Below are 16,946 nucleotides of genomic sequence, written 5' to 3'. Positions count from 1 at the left end.
GGTGAAAGCATTGCCGATCGTTCGGGAAAGGGATAGTCGGTAACACAGCATTGCGATGTGCGTATCGCACGGCCGCGGTGTGCGGCCGCCACCGCCGCCGCCGTGCGGTCCGCCCCGGACGGCGGCGGTACCGGTGGCGACGGCGGTGGCGGGCTCAGCGGACGTAGGTGACCGTGACGTCCTCGTCGACGCCGTCGCCGACGCCGTAGAGCCAGGCGGCGGCCCAGCGGTCCCCGAGGGCGGTGCGCAGGAACATGCCGCTCCACCTGGCCGAGGCCCGGATCGAGGCGTCCTGCCCGAGCGTCTGGGGGGACGGGTCGGGCAGGGCGCCCGCCGGGTTCTGGCCGTCGGTGAGGCCGTAGTGGTTCGCGCCCGTCACCGACACCAGCATCTTGGGCGGCCGCTGGATCGCGTCGTAGGTGCCCGCCGCCGCGGCGGGGGCGGCCACGCCGTCGGCGGTGCCCTGGACGAGCGCGACGGGGACGCTGTTGGGGACGGGCGGGTTCGCCCCGCCGCCGCGCGGGGTGTTGTTGGTGCCGTGGAGCGCGGCGCCCTTCAGCTCTGCGGGCCGGGCGGCGGGGTCGGCGCAGAACGGCGGGGCGCACGCGCCCGTGGTGAGCGCCAGCCCGGTCGCGCCGCCGAAGGAGTGGCCGAGCAGGACGAGGGAGCGTTCGTCGATGCGGCCCCGCAGCGGGGACCCGGCGCGGGCGTCCTCGGCGCGCATCCACTCCACCGTCCAGGCGGCCTGGGCCGTCTCGGCGTACAGGCCCGTCTGCCCGAACACCGCGCGGCGGTGGTTGGGGACGACGACCGCGAAGCCCAGCCGCGCGACGGCGCGGGCGAACGCGGAGTAGTGGGACTTGTCGACGTTGGCCCCCTGGAGCAGCAGCGCGACGGGCAGGTTCGCGCGGTCGCCGGGGGCGTACACGTCGGCGGCGTCGCCGTGCACGGTCGTGGGGTACTCGATCGGGTCGGCGGACGCGCGGGCGGGGGACGCGGTCGCCGCCGCCAGGGGCGAGGCGGCCAGGGCCAGGGCGGCCGACGCCGACGCGGCGAGCCTCAGCAGGGCGTTCACGAGGCGCGGCGACGTCGGCGCGGAATGATCAGCAACGCGGCGGAGCCGCCCATGACGAGGGCGGACGCGACGAGCGCGTAGGTGGGGACGCCGTCGGGGCTGCCGGTGTGGGGCAGCTTCCCGCCGTCGTCGCCGTTGCCGTTGCCATTTCCGTTGCCATTTCCGTTGCCGTTGCCGTCACCTCCCCCGCCGTCGTCTCCTCCGCCGCCGCTTCCCTGGCCGATGGTCAGGGGGACCATGGCGGTGTTGGCGGTCCGGTCGGCGCCCGAGACGCCGATCAGGGTGACGCCCACGACGCACGCGCCGGGCCGGGCGGTGCAGTCGGTGCCCTTGACGTTCTTCTTGATGGTGATCCGCACCGAGGTCTTCCCGTCGGACGAGGTCCACCGGCCGCCGGCGACCTGGCCCATGTAGGCGTGGGGCGCGGCCAGTTCACAGTCGTCCAGACCGGCGGCGGGCGGCTTGCACAGGCCGAGCGGGGACTGGCCGGTCTTGGTGAACCCGGACGCCGACACGGTGATCTGGTCACCTTCCTTGAGGCCGGTGGTCTTGCCGACCTGGAGCCGTGGCTTGGCCGCGGCGTCGGCCGACACCGCCGCCAGGGTCGCGGGCGCCACCGCCAGGGCGGCGAGCGCGGGGAGGGCGGACAGGCGTTTCATGGCGTTCTCCTTCGGGAGGTGCGGCGCTGGGCGAACGCGATGCCCGCGCCGGTGAGCACGAGGACGGCGACGGTGGCGCCCCACAGTGCGGTGGACGGCCCGCTCTCGGCGGCGGGCGGTGCGGCCGGGGCGGCGGGGGCCGCCGTCCCGCCCTGGAACGGGGAGCCGCGGAAGCCGACGGCGACGGCCGCGGTGTTGGCCCTGACGATCGCGGGCGGCGCCTTGCCCGGCAGCGGGGCCGCGCCGATGACGCACCGCCGCCTGGTGCAGTCGGTCCCGCCGAACCTCGCGCGGGCGGTGAGGGTGACGGTGGGCAGGGCGCCCCCGGCGTCGACGTTCACGAACGTCGCGCCGCCACCGAGGTCGCAGTCGCCGGGGCCGGTGTAGCCCTCCCGGCACAGGCCGACCGCGACCGACTGGAGGCCGGGCCGGAACCCGGCGCCCGTGACGGTGATCTTCTGCCCCTCGGTGAGGTCGGTGACGGGGGACGCGTTCAGGGTGGGGCCGGGGGCGAGGGCCGCCGCGAGCGCCAGGGCGGCGGTCAGGGACGCGGTCATGCCGGTCGGCCTCCTCGGTGGAGCAGGTGGTGGACCTGTTCGGGGGTCGGCGCGGTGAGCTCGGCGGCGGTGCGGCCGCGCCGGAGCACGTGGACGCGGTCGCACACCGACAGCGCGACGGGGATCACCGGCTCGGCCAGCAGCAGGGCGGTGCCCTCGGCCAGCAGCCGCCGGACCGTCGCGGCCAGCACGTCGGCGGACACGCGGTCCAGTCCCGGCGACAGGCCGTCGACGAGCAGCAGCCGGGGCCCGGTGATGAGCGCCTCGGCCAGGCCCAGCAGCCGCGCCCTCGGCTCGTCGAGGTCGGCGGCGGGCTCGTGGGCGCGGTCGCGCAGCGACGGGAACACCTCCAGGACGGCCGCCGCGGCCGTGCCGGGGTCGGCGCGGCCGCGGGCGGCGGCGCGGTCGCGCAGCAGCTCGGTGACGCTGCGGCCGTCGCGGGTCCCGGCGCCGACCAGGTGGGACAGGCCGAGGTCGGCGCGGAGTCCGGGCGGGACGGCGGTGACGTCGGTCCCGCCCACCACGACCGCTCCCCGGTCGGGGGGCAGGTGCCCCGCGACGGCCGACAGCAGGGTGCGGGCCCCGGGGCCGAACACCGCGACCGCCTCCCCCGCGCGGACCTGGAGGGAGACGTCCCGGACGGCCGCCGGTCCGCCGCCCGCCGACAGGCCGCTGACCTCCAGCAGAGGCGGGGACGCGGGGGCCGGTTCGGCGGTCGGTCCGGGCTCGGGCAGGCGCAGCGCGGTCAGCGCGGCGGCGGCGATCGGGACGGCCGTCAGCGTCAGCGCGGACGCGTCGTCCGCCACCCGGCCCAGCAGCGCCAGGACGCCCGTCGCCGCCGACCCGGCCAGGACCGCGGCACCGGCGGTCAGGCCCGCGAGCGCGGGGCGCAGCGCGGCGGGGGCCGGTCCGAGGATCGCGGTGTCCAGGCCCGCGGCCGTCACCGTCGCCGCCGCCAGCGCGACGGTGAACGCGGCGGGCAGCGCCCACGGGGCGGGCGCGGTCGCGGCGAGCGCGGGCGCCGTCGCCGCCGCCAGGAGCAGCCACGGCACCGGCCGCGCCGACCGGGCCAGGGGCCCGGCCACGGCGGCGATCACGACGGCCGGGACGGCCGCCCACGCCAGCAGGGCGATCGGGTCGGAGCCGACCATGTTCCAGCGGAACAGCAGCAGGTGGAGCCCGCCCTGCACGGTGACGGCGACCGCCGCGCCGCTCGCCGCGTAAGCGGGCAACGCGGGCCGCGCCGCCGCGAACGCATCACGCCACCCGGACGGCGAGGACGACCCGCCGACGCGAACGCGGCCGTTCAGATCGGCGCGTCCCCGGTCGGAGCGCGCCGGGTCGTTCTCTTCGGGGCTGCGACGCCCCGGCGCGGATCCTCCCGGGCCGGGAGTTGTTCGGGGGACGCGGACGGCGACGACCGCGAGTACGGCGGCCGCAACGCCCGCGACCACCAGCGCGCCGTCCGGTGTGTCCGTGAACGCCGCCGCCACCTGGGCGGCGGCGGCCAGCCCGGCCAGCGCCGCCACGTGCGGCCAGACGTACGCGCGCGGTCCGGCCGCGGACCGGGGCAGGACGAGGAGCGGGCCGCCGAGGACACCCGCCAGCACCATCGCCGACGCGAACACCGCAACGCCCGGGACCAGCCCGGCGGCGGCGACCAGCAGAGCGGCGAGACCGCCCGCCACGGCCGTCATCCCCGGCGCGGGCACACGGCGCGCCAGCCTCAGGACCAGGGGGACCCCCAGGCAGGCGAGCAGCAGACCGGTGAAGGCCGTGTAGGAGACCGCCTCCCCCGGCATCCCGACGACGCCGCCGAGCGCGTCGGTCAGCAGCAACACCGTTCCGGCGAGCAGAGGCCCGGCGGCACAGGCCAGGAGCGCGGCGTGGGGTGTCGCCGGGCGGCGGGGGTGGGTGGGTGGGCCCATGCTCAGCCCTTCCGTTCGGGGACGGTCGGCTCGCCGGGCTTCAGGTAGCGGTCCAGTGCCGCCAGGTCCACCGGCCCCGACCGGCGGCTTTCCAGGAACGCCCGCAGTTCGTCGCGGTCGTAGCCCGCGCGGCCGAGGTGTTCGAGGAGTTCGTCCAGTCCCGGCGCGGGGGCGGGGGCCGGCCGGCGGCGGCGTGCCGCCCGGCGGCCCAGGGACAGCCGGACGCCGAGGAGCAGCAGCAGCGCCGCGAGGGCGTTCGCGCCGAGCAGGCCCCAGGGGTAGGTGCTGAAGGAGGTCGTGAACGGCACCGTCCCGGCGAACCGCCCGCCCACGACGAACCGGCCGGACGCGGCGCGCGGCAGCTCCACCGGGATCCGGTAGGTGGCGGTGCGCCCCGGCTGGATCGTGCCGGTCCCGGGCGCGGCCAGGGGCGAGTCGGGGGTCGTGCCGGCGCCCCAGCCGACGACCAGGGGCGCGTCGGTGATCGGTTGGGTGCCCGCGTTGCGGACGCGCAGCACCAGGGTGCGGCGGGGTCGGCCGCCGAACATCTCGCCGCGTCCGCCGCCGGTCAGCTCGGCGCTGACGATGTCGACGCGGACCGGGGCGACGTCCTTTCGCACGGGTCCGGTCGGGTGGCCGGGCAGCGTCAGCGGCGCGGTGGCGGTCGCCGGGGGTCCGGCCGTTCCGGGGAACGTGGTCACGCGGACGACGCAGGGGCAGGAGGCGGGCGGCGCGCCGACGGTCAGCCCGGCCTCGAACGTCCCGGCGGGCGCGACCATGGCGGTGACCGCGCGCGGGGTGTCGCAGTCGGCGGAGCCGTGGACGGCGTTCGCGCCGCACACCTCGGCCTGCACGGTCGAGCCGGGCGTCCACGCGCTGCCCCGGACGCGCAGCGACGTGCCGGCCGGCGCGCGGCCCGGTTCGGCGCTCACCCCCGGTCCGGGCGCGGCGGCGTGCGCGGGCACGGGCGTGAGGATCAGCAGCAGCGCCGCCGCCGTGGCGCGCGGTCTCATCCGCGCCCCTCGTAGGACGGGTCGGTGTACCGGTCGGGGGCGGCCGGGGGCGTCTCCGGGAGCAGGCCCGCGCGCCGCCGCCAGCGGCGGATCGCGCGGGGCAGCGCCGACCAGGTCAGCAGCACCGTCGCGGCCAGCACGAGCAGCGCCGCCCACGGCACCGCGACGAACCCGGTCCGGGCGTGCGCCGTCACGCCGTCGGCGGCGGTCAGCTCGACGCGGACGGTGACCGCGTCCAGCGGCGGCGGGCCGTTCCAGGGCAGGTCGACGACCGTGGACTGGCCGGGCAGGATCTCCGGGAGCCGCCGGGCCGACCATTCGGCGACGGTGCGGCCGAACAGGCCGGTGGCCCGGACCCGCGCGGTCGGGGTGATCCGCAGGTTGCCGGTGTTGACGACGGTGTAGCGCAGCGCGCCGCGGGACTCGTTCAGGACCGGGACGAGGGGTTCGCGGCGGGTGACGGTGAGGGCGTCGGCGCGGACGCCGGGCGCGGCCGGGCCCGGGACGCGCAGGTAGACGCGGGCGGCGACGGCGCGGCGCAGCCCGATGCGGGCGCCGCCGGTGCGCTGGACGGCCTCGACGGCGGTGTGGAGCGCGACGATCCCGCCGATGTGCTCGCCGGGCGTGGCGTTGCCCGGGACGGAGATCCGGAACGGGATCTCCCTGGCGGTGCGCGGCGGCAGGACCAGTGCGGCGGCGTCCAGCCTGGTCCACGCGCCGACGCCGCGGCGCGGTTCGTTCTCGGCGCGCAGCGCGAACCCGGCGTCGCGCGGGGTGTTGTAGGCGTCGGCGCCGTACAGCCGGAACGTCAGGGGGCGGTCGGTGAGATTGGCGACGCGGACCGAGTCGCGGACCGTCGCGCCGGGCGGCGCCTGGAACGCGAAGTGGGGGCGGGCGGCGGGCGCGCCGCTGCGGTTGGCCGGTCCGACCGACCACGCCCCGTTGCCGGTGGCGGGCGGCGGGCCGGGGGCCGCGTGCGCGGGGACGGGCGGCAGGGCGCAGGCCGCCGCGACGACGGCGGCGCGGACCGGGAAGCTCACAGGGGCCACCTCGCAGACCTGCTGTCGGGGTAGGGGCCGGCCGGACGGGGAGGTGCTGACCACCGCCCGGCCGGGGCCGGGGCGTCCGGGATCAGGACAGGGTGAGGGTGAGGACGGCGGTGTAGCGGCCCGCGCCCGTGGCGGGCGGGACCTTCAGGTCGAGTCCGGCTCCGGCGGTGTGGGTGCCGCCGACGACGGTGGAGCCGCCCGGTCCGCCGCACAGCGTGGCGGCGGTGGCGGTGTCGAGCGGGCCCGCGCTGCCGGGGGTGACCGGGGTCGCGCCGTCCCGGGCCGCGCAGGACGGTTTCCAGGTGAGGCGGCCCGCCGGGATCCTCGTTCCGTTCGGGCTGGTGAAGTCGGTGAGCACGCCGGTCAGCGACCATCCGGCGGTGCCGCCGCGCGCGTCGACGACCTCGACCTCGCGCAGCTCGCCGGTGGCGGAACGCTCGGTCCCGTCGAGGGTGACGGGGGTCAGCGCGACCTCGCCGGGCTTCTGGGACATGGTGAGCGGGCCGCCGTTGACGGTGACCTTGAGGGTCTGCTCGCCGCACCGGTCACCGGGCTTGCCCGCGCAGCCGCCGGTGGGCGGCGGGGTGTCGGCGGTGACGGTGACGGCGGTGCGCCGGGTGACCGTTCCCTGGGTGACCGCGAGGGTGCGGGCGCCGGGCGCGGCCTCCCCGGCGACCTTGGCCGATCCGGCCAGCCTGCCGCCGGCGTCGGCGCTGGCGGTGGCGTCGGTGAGGTCGCCGGGTTTGCAGTCGGCGCCGTTGGCGTCGCACAGGGCGAGGGCCGCGGCGCCGGGTTTCCAGCCGGTGCCGCCGACGGTGAGGCCCGCGCCCCGCTTGACGGTGGCGGGGGTGACGGTGACGTCGGGGCCGGGCGGTTCGCCGCCTCCGCCGTCGGTCACCTTGACCGTGCCGAGCACGGCGGGGTCTCCCTTGGGCGCGCAGTCGATGGTGGCCTCCGCGCCCGCGTCGGCCACGATCCTCAGGGCGGCGGGGGCGAGCGTGACGTCCCCGGCCCTGGTGAGGGTGAGCTCGCCGGTGGCGGTGCCGACGGGGATCGGGACCCTGGCCGGGATCGGCCCCTGGCGTTCGGGGACGGCGATCGGGACGCTGCCCGACTGCGCCCCGGCCACCGTCAGCGCGCCGCCGGTGCGCCACTTGTTGATCGGCAGCGGGGCGACGCCGGGCAGGTCGGAGAAGTCGGCCTCGACGGTGACCCTGTCGCCGACCTTCGCGGTCGCCGGGGCCCGCACCGTCACCGTGGCGTCGTAGGCGAACCTGGTGGAGAAGATCTGGCATTCGTAGGCGACCCTGCCCGGCTGCGCCGTGGTCGCCGCCGCGTGCGCGGCCGGGGCCGCGAGCCCGGCGACGGCGGTCGCCGCGGCGGTGGCCGCGGCCAGTCCCGGGCGTCGTGCGTTGACGGATGTCCCCATGGGTGGTGCCGCTCCTTTTCTGCCGGCTGCCGGGCCGCGGGGCCGGGCAGGTCCACACCGTGCCGACGGGCGCCGCACCACGCGCCCATTCGTTTCTCTGTGCGAAACATGGTTTCGCAATTGCCCCAGAGTTCTCCGCGCGGCCACCCGCTGTCAAGGGTCAAGCCCCACCCGAAACAGATTCGTTTCACTCTGGGGATCGCCGTTTCCATCGATCCGGGTTGGGTTGCGGCTCCATGCGGACGCTCATGCGCGGTCTCGGGGAACTGGCGGCGACGGCCGGGCTGGTGCTCGTGCTCGGGGTCGCCTACCTGGTGTGGGGCACCGGCGACCACACGCGGCGCCAGCAGGCCGGGCTGGCCGACGAACTGGAACGGCGATGGCAGGCCCGCCACCTCACCGCGACACCGTCACGGCGGGGCGGGGGCGGGAACGTCACGGAAACGGCCCCGCCGGCACCGGGCGGCGCCTTCACCCTCCTCCGCATCCCCCGCCTCGGAGCGAGGTACCGCTACGTGGTCGTCGAGGGCGTCTCCCCCGCCGACCTGCGCAAGGGGCCGGGGCATTACCCGGGGACGGCGCGGCCGGGCGAGGTCGGCAACATGGTGGTCTCCGGGCACCGCACCACCTACGGCGCGCCGTTCCGGCGCGTGGACGAGCTGGTGCGCGGCGACGAGATCCACGTCGGCACCGCCGCGGGCACGCACGTGTACCGGGTCACCGGGCGGCGGGTGGTGCGGCCGGACGCGATGGAGGTGATCCTGCCCGTGCCGGGACGGCCCGGGCGCGCGCCCCGCCGCCGGCTGCTCACCCTGACCACCTGCCACCCCGAGTTCTCCGCCGCGTACCGGCTGGTCGTCAGCGCCGAGCACGCCGGATTCCGGGCGGGACGCGGCGCCGCCTGACCCATCCGTGTTACGTTCCGCTCCTGGTAACGATGTTTCCTTATGAGTGAGGTGGCATGGGAGCGCATCCGCACGGCTGGTGGATCCTGCTGCACCTGGTGCTGTTCGTGTTCTGGCTCGGCGGCGACCTCGGCGTGTTCTACGCCAGCCGGTACGTGCTGCGGCCGGACCTGACCCCCGTGGCCCGCGCGACGGCGCTGAACGTGATGAGCGGGCTGGACCTCGGCCCGAAGACCTGCCTGGTGCTGTTCCTGCCGAGCGGCGTGACGCTGATGGCGCTGGAGCCGCACGGGGCGCGGCTGTTCGGCGCGCCCGCGTTCACCGCCTGGCAGGTGGCGCTGGTATGGGCGCTGGCGGCGGCCTGGCTGGCGGCGACCGTCACCGACCACCGCGCGCACGGCAGGTTCCGATGGGTGCGGCGGGCCGACCGGGCGATCCGGATCGGGCTGGTCGTGGCGCTGGCCGGGGTGGCCGCCTACACGATGCTGGCGGACCGGCCGTTCGGGGTGACGACCGATCCGCGCTGGCTGGGCGGCAAGCTCGCGCTCTACACCCTGGCGCTCGCCTGCGGGCTGGGCATCCGGCTGACCCTGCGGCCGTTCGGGGCCGCGTTCGGCACGCTGATGACCAGCGGCTCCACGCCCGAGGTGGAGCGCGCGCTGAAGCGCGCGGTGGACGGGTGCCTGCCGTTCGTGTTCGGGATCTGGGCCTCGGTGCTGGCCGCCGCCGCGCTCGGCGTGTTCAAGCCGGGCGCCGACGTGTAGCCGGCCGGCCGTTCAGCCGGTGTGGCCGAGCTGGGCGGAGACCCGCGCGGACGCCTCCAGCAGCAGCGGGACGTGCTCGTCCATGCGCGGCTCGAAGCGCGAGTCGGGGCCCGACAGGCTGAGGGCGGCGATGACGTGGCCGTCGTGGTCGAAGACGGGCGCCGCGATCGAGGCCGCGCCCGTCTCCCGCTCCCCCAGCGAGGTCGCGTGGCCGCGCCCGCGGGTCGCCGCCAGCTCGGCGCGCAGCGCGTCCGGGTCGGTGATGGTGCGGCTGGTGACGGCGTCCAGGGAGTGGCGGCGCAGGTAGCCGTCCACCTCGGCGTCGTCGAGGAACGCCAGGATCGCCTTGGAGGACGCGCCCGCGTGCAGCGGGTAGGGGATGCCGAGGCTGACCTCCATGCGCAGGGCCTGGGCGGGCACGACCTGGTCCACGTACATCCGGGTGTCGCCGCGGCGCACCGACAGCGTCGCGGTCTCGCCGGTGAGCTGCGACAGGCGGCGCAGCTCGGGCGCGGCCATCGCGCGCAGGTCCATGCGGGCCAGGTAGGCGCGGCCGAGCGCGATGGCGGCGTGGCCGAGGGAGTAGCGGCGGGTGACCGGGTCGACGGTGATCAGGTCGCGGCTGCGCAGCGCGGTGAGGATGCGGTGCACCGCGGCCTTGGTCAGGTCCAGCTCGGTGGCGATCTCGGTGACGCCCAGGTCGGGACGGCCGCTGCGGCCGAACAGCAGCAGCACGTCCATGGCGCGCTCCACGGCCGCGATCGACCGGCTCTGGCTCTCGGCCTCCTCGGCGACGGCCGTTCCGGTGGCCCTGCGCGGCACGGCGGTTCCCTTCCCTCGGCGGTTGGTGACCGAAGTCTAGGGCAAGTCGTTTCGCTTGGGGAAACGCGACGCGGGGCGGGTTGGCGAACGCATTGACACCCCGCCATCCAGCTCGTTACCTTGAGCGATACAGCGTTTCCATTAATGGAACAACGGACTGGGGGCCGGGCGTGACGGTCGATGCCGAGACCTTCCGGGCGGTGCTGGGGCAGTGGCCCACCGGCGTGTGCGTGGTGACCACCGTCGCGGACGGCGCCTGGCACGGGATGACGGCCAGCTCGTTCAGCAGCGTCAGCCTGGACCCGCCGCTGGTGCTGGTCTGCCTGGACCGGCGGCTGCGCACGCACCGGCTCGTCGAGTCCTGCGGCGCGTTCGCGGTGAGCGTGCTGGGCCGCGACCACGCGCGCCTCGGCCGGGTGTTCGCCGGGCTGGAGCCGGGCGAGCGGTTCGCCGGCCACCCCTGGCGCACGGCGCGGACCGGCGCACCGGTGCTGGAGAAGGCCCTGGGATGGCTGGACTGCCGGGTGGCGCACGCCTACCCCGGCGGCGACCACACCATCTTCGTCGGGGAGGTGCTGGCCGGGGCGACGCCCCGGCGGGCCGCCCCCCTGCTGTTCCACTCGCGCGCCTGGGGGCAGCTCGCCGACCCGCTGCCGGACGAGGTGTCGGTGTCCGACACCGGCCTGGCGGCGGCGCTGCACCGCCGGTCCCGGCCGTCGGGCACCGCGCCCGCGCGGATCGCCCCGGCGGAGGCGGCGCGGCTGCTGGAGACGGTGCGCGCGGCGGGCGTGCGCACCCGCGTCCACCCGGCCGACCCGCCGCCGGACCCCGGGCCGCGCGGATCGGTGCTGGTCTCCGGGCCCGCGCAGGTGCGGTCGCTGCCGCGCGGCGCGGCGGGCGCGGTGGAGTTCCACGACGACCGCCACGCGCCCGGGATCGTCGCGGCGGCGGCCGGGCGCGGGCTGCGGACGGTCGGGCGGGTCGCCGACGCGTTCGCGGCCGCGCGCGAGGCGGCCGCGCTGGCGGCGGTCGAACGGCTGCGGGAGCTCGGCTGCGACGAGATCGCCCTGGACGAGGGCCCCGACGCCGCGTCCCCGCTGCGGGTGCGGCGGCTGCTCCAGAACGCGGTCGCCGCGACCCGGCCGGTGCCGCTGCGGGTGCGGCTGCGCGAGGCGTACGGGCTCGGCCTGGCCAACGCGCTCACCGCGATGAAGAGCGGCGTCCGGCACTTCGACGCGACGCTGGGCGGCGTGGACGGCGGGCTGTGCGCCGAGGACGTGCTGTTCCTGGCCGAACGCCTGGAGGTGCGCACCCCCGTCGACCGGTCGGCGCTGGTCGCGGCCGCCGCCGCGCTGGAGGCGGTGTGGGGCGGCCCCCTGCCGGGCCGCACCTACCGCACGGCGTCCTGACCTCGCCCCCGCGGCACACCCCCACCGCCTGCTTTCGCGACAAGGAAGGGACCTCCCCCCATGACCCTGACGGGCCAACGCCTCGTCGAGACCATGACCGACGCCGAGCGCGCGCGGGCCGAGCGGGTGGAGGCGGTGCTCCCGGCGCTGCGCGCCGCCGCCGCGTCCGCCGACGCCGCCGCCGAGTTCCCCTCCCCGCACGTGGCGCTGCTGCGCGAGGCGGGCCTGCTCGGGCTGGTGGTGCCCGAGAGGTTCGGCGGCCTGGGCGGCGGGCTGCGCGACCTGGCCGCCGCGACCTACGCGATGGGCGGCGCCTGCCCGTCCACGGCGCTGGCGTTCTTCTTCCACAACACCAGCGCCTCGCGCGGGCTGCTGCCGCTGGAGGCCCTGGACGCGGGGCTGTTCGACGCGGACGAGGCGCCGGTGGTGCGGGCGTTCGCCGAGAAGGTGCTGACCCGGATGGCGGGCGGCACGTGGATGGCGAACTTCGCCAGCGAGGAGGTCAAGAGCTCCGGCGCCAACATCGCCATCGCCACCACCGCCCGCCCCGCCGGCGGCGGCTGGGTGCTGGAGGGCGTCAAGTCGTTCGGGTGCGCGACCGGCGTCGCCGACACCTACCTGGTGACGGCCCGGCTCGACGGCACCGACGACGCCGACGGGCTGGCGCTGTTCCTGGTGCCGCGCGAGGCCGACGGCGTGAGGTCGCGCGACCCGTGGAACGGCCTCGGCATGCGCGCCTCGGCCAACCACGGCGTCACGCTCACGAACGTGTTCGTCCCTGCCGGCGAGGCGCTGACGGTGCCCGGCGCGTTCGTGCGGATGCTGCGGATGAGCCGGGGCAGCTTCGTCGGCAACCAGCTGGCGATCTCCGCGGTCTACCTCGGCGCGGCCCAGGCGGTGTACGACTTCACCGTGGACCGGCTCACCCGCAAGACCTTCGCCGACACCGGCCGCCCCGTCGCGTCGTCGCCCATGCACCAGATGATCATCGGGGAGATGGCCGAGCGGCTGGAGACCGCCTACCTGTGGGCGCGCCGCCAGCTTGAGCTGGAGACCTCCGAGCCGCCGCTGCGGCCCCGGCGCGAGGTGTACCGGCAGTGGCGGATCGGCAAGGGCGACATCGCCGAGGCGTGCTTCCAGGTGGCGGTCGGCGCGTTCAAGGCGTGCGGCACCTCCGCCGCCACCATGGACGGGGTGATCGGGCGGGGGCTGCGCGACCTGGCGATGGGCCTGGTGATGACGTTCCCCGCCGAGCGGGGACGGCTGGAGGCCGCCCAGATGATCACGTCCGACCGGGAGAACGCGCTGTTCGCGAGCGTGTCCCGGTGATGCCCGCCGAGCCGCGCGACCTGGTCGCGGGCGAGTGGGCGCCGGTGGAGGGCGTCCTGGACCTGGTGCTGGAGGACCCCGCGACCGGCGCGGAGCTGCGTCCGGCCGCGGTGTCCGGCGGCGCGCGGGCCGAGCGCGCGCTCGCGGCGGCCGACCCGCGCTGGGGCGGGACGCCCGACGCCGAACGCGCCGAGGTCCTCGACGCCGTCGCCGCCGCGCTGGAGGCGGTGACCGGAACGATCGCGGAGCTGGAGTCGCGGGCGACCGGCGTGCCGATCCGGCAGACGGCGCCGCTCGGCGCGATCGTGTCGGGCTCGTTCCGGCTGGCGGCCGAGCGGCTGCGGGCGGGGGTGCTGACCGAGCGGCCCGGCCCGGGCGTGGAGGTGCGGCGGCTGCCCTGGGGCCCGGCGCTGTGCCTGGTGCCGTGGAACGCGCCCGCGCCGATGGCCGCGCACAAGGTCGCCAGCGCCCTCGCCGCGGGCTGCCCGGTGATCCTCAAGCCGAGCGAGTACGCCCCCTACGGCACGCAGCTTCTCGCCGAGACGGTGGACGCGGTGCTCGCCGAACGGGGCGCGCCGCGCGGGACGTTCCAGTTCCTGCACGGCGACGGCCGGCTCGGGGCCGCGCTCACCGCCGACCCCCGGGTGCGCGCGGTGTCGTTCACCGGCGGGACCGCGGGCGGCACGGCGGTGGCGGCGGCGTGCGCCGCCGGGCTCAAGCCCGCCCAGCTCGAACTGGGCGGCAACAACCCCCTGGTCGTGATGCCGGACGCCGACCCCGACCGGGCGGCGCGGGCCGCCGTGGACCTGCTCACCACCCTCAACGGGCAGTGGTGCCGCGCGCTCGGTCGCCTGGTCGTGCCCGCCGGGCTGGCCGACGAGGTCCTCGCGGCGGCGGAGGCGCGGCTCGGCGCGCTGCGGGCCGGGCCGCCGCTGGACGACGGCACCGACCTCGGGCCGCTGGTCCACTCCCGGCACCGGGCGCTGGTCGCCGCGCGGCGCGACGCGCTCGGCGGGCGGATCACCATGGCGACCGCCGTGCCCGGGGAGGGCAACTACCTGTCCCCCGCCCTGGTCTCGGACGTTCCCCCGGAACGGGCGGCCGAGGAGATCTTCGGGCCGGTCGCGACCGTGCACCCGTACGCGACGGTCGAGGAGGCGGTCGCGCTCGCCAACGGCACCGGCCACGGGCTGGAGGGCTATGTGGTCGGCTCCGACGAGGACGCCGCGCTGGCCGTGGCGCGGCGGATCAGGGCGGGCGAGGTGAAGGTGAACGGCTCCAGCGTGATGAGCCTCCACCTGTTCGCGCCGCGCCCGGCGTGGGGGATGTCGGGTCTCGGCGAGGAGGGCACGGTGGAGACGCTGCGGTTCTTCACCGGCGCGCGGGTCGTCGGGGTCGAGGGCCGGTTCGCCCTGCACTCGCGGGAGCCGTCGTGACGCGGGTGCTGGTGGCGGGCGCGGGGCCCGTCGGGCTGACCGCCGCGCTGGCGCTGGCGCGGCGGGGCCTGGAGGTGACGGTGCTGGAGGCGGGTGCGGTGCTGGCGGCCGAGTCGCGCGCCTCCACGTTCCACCCGCCGACCCTGGAGATGCTGGCCGATCTCGGGGTGGTGGAGGAGCTGATGGCCCGCGGCCTGGTCGCGCGCACGTTCCAGTACCGGGAGCGGCGCGGCGGGGTCGTCGCCGAGCTGGACCTGTCGGTGCTGGCGGACGACACCCCGTTCCCGTTCCGGGTGCAGTGCGAGCAGAGCGGGCTCACCCCGATCCTGCGCTACCACCTGGCGTCGCTGGGCGGGGAGGTGCGGTTCCGGTCGCCGGTGCGGGAGGTGCTGCCCCACGCCGACGGCGTGGTGGCGGTGACCGCTGACGGGCGGCGGGTCCACGGCGACTGGCTGGTCGGCGCGGACGGCGCGCGCTCGGCGGTGCGGCGGTCCCTGGGGATCGCGTTCGAGGGCATGATCTATCCCGAACGGTTCCTGGTCGCCTCCACCCGCGAGGACCTGGCCGCGCTGATCCCCGGCCTCGCGCCGGTGAACTACCTGTTCGACCCCGACGAGTGGCTGGTGCTGCTGCGCACGCCCGACCACTGGCGGGTCCTGCTGCCCACCGCGGACGGCACCGGCGACGCCGACGAGATGGCGCGGCTGCCCGGACGGCTGCGCGGGGTCGTGGACCGGGAGTGGGACGTCGCGCACGCCAGCCTGTACCGCGTCCACCAGCGGGTCGCCGCGCGGTTCCGGCACGGGCGCGTGGTGCTGGCCGGGGACGCCGCCCACGTCAACAACCCCCTCGGCGGGATGGGCATGAACAGCGGCGTCCACGACGCGGTGCTGCTGGCCGGCGCGCTGGCCGACGTCGCCGCGGGGCATGACGACCGGCTGCTGGACCAGGCCGCCGAGGAGCGCCGCGCCGTCGCGCTGACCTACGTCCGGCGGATCACCCACGCGAACTGGGAGCGGCTGCGCGACCCGGCGGCCCGCCACGACGACCTGCGGGCGCTGGCCGCCGACCCCGCGCGGCTGCGCGCGCACCTGCTGCGCACCTCGATGATCGCCTCGCTGCGGGACGTCCCGGCGTGAGCGGGTGGATCGTCCGGGAGAACCCGGCGCGCGTCGCCGAGGAGGTCGGGCGGGTCCCGGTCGACGACGCGCGGGCGGTGGACGCGGCCGTGCGCGCGGTGGAGGCCGCCCAGCCGGGTTGGGCGGCGCGGCCCGTCGCCGAACGCGCCGCCGTGCTGGCGGCGGTCGCCGACGCGCTCGACGCGGCGTGCCCGGCCGGGCTGCTGGCCCGCGAGACCGGCAAGCCGCTGGCCGACTGCCGGGGGGAGATCCGGTTCTCGGCCGCCTACCTGCGGTGGGCCGCCGAGCACGCGCCCGCCGCGTTCGCCGACCGCGAGACCGACGACGCGGCCGGGCGGCTGCTGCTGCGGCGGCGGCCCTACGGGGTGGTCGCGGCGGTGACCCCGTGGAACGCCCCGGTGATCCTCACCGTGCTCAAGGTGGGCGCGGCGCTGGCGGCGGGCGACACCGTGGTGGTGAAGCCGTCGCCGCTGGCGCCGCTGACGGTGCGGGCGGTGCTCGCGCTGTTCCCGGAGGCGCTGGCGCGGGTCGTGCAGGGCGGCGCGGAGACCGGGCGGGCGCTGGTCGGGCACCCCCGCGTCCACCGGGTCGCGTTCACCGGCGGCGCGGCGGCGGCCCGCGACATCGGCGCGACCGCCGCCCGCGCGCTCACCCCGGTGGTGACGGAGCTGGGCGGCAACGACGCGGCGGTGTTCCTGGACGACGCCGACCTGTCGGACCCGGCGATGGACCGCCTGGTGATGGCGTCGTTCGCGACGGCGGGCCAGGTCTGCGTGGCCGCCAAACGCCTGTACGTGCCGAGGGCGATGCTGGGCGACTTCCGGGAGGCGTACCTGGCGGCGGCGCGGCGGACGCTGGTGCTCGGCGACCCGCTGGAGGCGGGCACGACCGTGGGCCCGGTCGTCTCGGCGGACGCCGCCGCGCGGGTGCGGGCGCTGGTGGACGACGCGGCGGCGCGCGGCGCGGACGTGACGGAGCTGGGCGCGGTGCGGGCCGCGATGGACGCCGGGTACTTCGTGCGGCCGACGCTGCTGACCGGGCTGGACGACGACGCGCCGGTCGTGGCCGGGGAGCAGTTCGGGCCGACGGTGCCGCTGCTGGTCTACGACTCCGAGGCGGAGGCCCTGGCCCGCGCCAACGCCGGGGACCTCGGGCTGGGCGCGTCGGTGTGGTCGGCCGACGAGGAGCGCGCGTTCGCGTTCGCGCGGCGGTTCGAGGCCGGGTTCGCGTTCGTCAACACGCACAACCGCACGGGGCTGGCGCTGCGCGCGCCGTTCGGCGGGGTGAAGCGCAGCGGGCACGGCCGCGAGTACGGGGTGGAGGGGCTGCGCGAGTACGTCCAGACCTGCGCGGTGCACGCCCCGGCGGCGTTCCGGCCGGGCGGCGCGGGGATGCCCGCGGGCGGCTACCCCTCCTGACACGACCGTTACCG

The 16,946-nt window shown here is 77.2% G+C and carries 15 protein-coding genes; 7 read left to right on the top strand and 8 right to left on the bottom strand.

The window, feature by feature from the left end; all coding sequences use genetic code 11:
* Positions 1-154 precede the first annotated feature (154 nt).
* From HNR61_RS42135 to HNR61_RS42105, 7 genes are all read right to left on the bottom strand, one after another.
* Positions 155-1,075 (bottom strand): alpha/beta hydrolase family protein, encoded by a 921-nt coding sequence (locus HNR61_RS42135; RefSeq protein WP_182848746.1) that lies wholly within the window; start codon positions 1,073-1,075, stop codon positions 155-157.
* Positions 1,072-1,734, bottom strand: coding sequence for a neocarzinostatin apoprotein domain-containing protein (locus tag HNR61_RS42130; protein WP_182848745.1), 663 nt, complete (start codon positions 1,732-1,734; stop codon positions 1,072-1,074). The genes HNR61_RS42135 and HNR61_RS42130 overlap by 4 nt, the downstream gene beginning before the upstream one ends.
* A complete protein-coding gene (locus HNR61_RS42125; RefSeq protein ID WP_182848744.1) occupies positions 1,731-2,291 on the bottom strand; it encodes a neocarzinostatin apoprotein domain-containing protein in 561 nt (186 codons plus the stop codon). The genes HNR61_RS42130 and HNR61_RS42125 overlap by 4 nt, the downstream gene beginning before the upstream one ends.
* A complete protein-coding gene (locus tag HNR61_RS42120; RefSeq protein ID WP_182848743.1) occupies positions 2,288-4,219 on the bottom strand; it encodes a P-loop NTPase family protein in 1,932 nt (643 codons plus the stop codon). The genes HNR61_RS42125 and HNR61_RS42120 overlap by 4 nt, the downstream gene beginning before the upstream one ends.
* A 2-nt stretch (positions 4,220-4,221) precedes the next feature.
* A complete protein-coding gene (locus HNR61_RS42115; RefSeq protein WP_182848742.1) occupies positions 4,222-5,232 on the bottom strand; it encodes a hypothetical protein in 1,011 nt (336 codons plus the stop codon).
* Positions 5,229-6,272 (bottom strand): COG1470 family protein, encoded by a 1,044-nt coding sequence (locus HNR61_RS42110; RefSeq protein WP_182848741.1) that lies wholly within the window; start codon positions 6,270-6,272, stop codon positions 5,229-5,231. Before HNR61_RS42110 ends, HNR61_RS42115 begins: the two co-directional genes overlap by 4 nt.
* Before the next feature lie 91 nt (positions 6,273-6,363).
* Positions 6,364-7,710, bottom strand: coding sequence for a WxL domain-containing protein (locus tag HNR61_RS42105; RefSeq protein ID WP_182848740.1), 1,347 nt, complete (start codon positions 7,708-7,710; stop codon positions 6,364-6,366).
* A 236-nt stretch (positions 7,711-7,946) separates the two neighbouring features.
* Here HNR61_RS42105 and HNR61_RS42100 point away from each other — a divergent pair, with 236 nt between their 5' ends.
* Together HNR61_RS42100 and HNR61_RS42095 are read left to right on the top strand one after the other, a co-directional pair.
* Positions 7,947-8,615 (top strand): class E sortase, encoded by a 669-nt coding sequence (locus tag HNR61_RS42100; RefSeq protein WP_182848739.1) that lies wholly within the window; start codon positions 7,947-7,949, stop codon positions 8,613-8,615.
* Between the two features lie 56 nt (positions 8,616-8,671).
* Positions 8,672-9,379: a hypothetical protein gene (locus HNR61_RS42095; protein WP_182848738.1), complete on the top strand. Its 708-nt coding sequence runs from the start codon at positions 8,672-8,674 to the stop codon at positions 9,377-9,379.
* Between the two features lie 12 nt (positions 9,380-9,391).
* Here HNR61_RS42095 and HNR61_RS50305 read toward each other — a convergent pair whose 3' ends face one another.
* On the bottom strand, positions 9,392-10,201 hold the full coding sequence (locus HNR61_RS50305; protein ID WP_312898356.1) for an IclR family transcriptional regulator: 810 nt from the start codon (positions 10,199-10,201) through the stop codon (positions 9,392-9,394).
* A 170-nt stretch (positions 10,202-10,371) separates the two neighbouring features.
* On the opposite strand from HNR61_RS50305, the gene HNR61_RS42085 reads away from it, so the two are divergent.
* The 5 genes from HNR61_RS42085 to HNR61_RS42065 are packed head-to-tail and all read left to right on the top strand — an operon-like array spanning position 10,372 to position 16,932.
* A complete protein-coding gene (locus tag HNR61_RS42085) occupies positions 10,372-11,610 on the top strand; it encodes a flavin reductase (RefSeq protein WP_182848737.1) in 1,239 nt (412 codons plus the stop codon).
* Positions 11,611-11,670: 60 nt separating this feature from the next.
* The gene (locus HNR61_RS42080) at positions 11,671-12,939 is read left to right on the top strand and encodes an acyl-CoA dehydrogenase family protein (RefSeq protein WP_182848736.1); all 1,269 of its coding nucleotides are present in this window, start codon (positions 11,671-11,673) and stop codon (positions 12,937-12,939) included.
* On the top strand, positions 12,939-14,375 hold the full coding sequence (locus HNR61_RS42075) for an aldehyde dehydrogenase family protein (protein WP_182848794.1): 1,437 nt from the start codon (positions 12,939-12,941) through the stop codon (positions 14,373-14,375). Before HNR61_RS42080 ends, HNR61_RS42075 begins: the two co-directional genes overlap by 1 nt.
* Positions 14,372-15,514 carry an FAD-dependent oxidoreductase gene (locus HNR61_RS42070; RefSeq protein WP_182848735.1) on the top strand — a complete coding sequence of 381 codons (1,143 nt, stop codon included), beginning with the start codon at positions 14,372-14,374 and terminating at the stop codon, positions 15,512-15,514. The genes HNR61_RS42075 and HNR61_RS42070 overlap by 4 nt, the downstream gene beginning before the upstream one ends.
* A complete protein-coding gene (locus HNR61_RS42065; RefSeq protein WP_182848734.1) occupies positions 15,511-16,932 on the top strand; it encodes an aldehyde dehydrogenase family protein in 1,422 nt (473 codons plus the stop codon). Before HNR61_RS42070 ends, HNR61_RS42065 begins: the two co-directional genes overlap by 4 nt.
* Positions 16,933-16,946: the final 14 nt, after the last annotated feature.

Origin of the sequence: Actinomadura kijaniata (assembly GCF_014138665.1) — a bacterium.
GTDB classification, from domain to species: Bacteria; Actinomycetota; Actinomycetes; order Streptosporangiales; family Streptosporangiaceae; genus Spirillospora; species Spirillospora kijaniata.
Note: the sequence above shows the minus strand (reverse complement) of the source record. Positions and strands in the feature narration are given on the sequence as shown.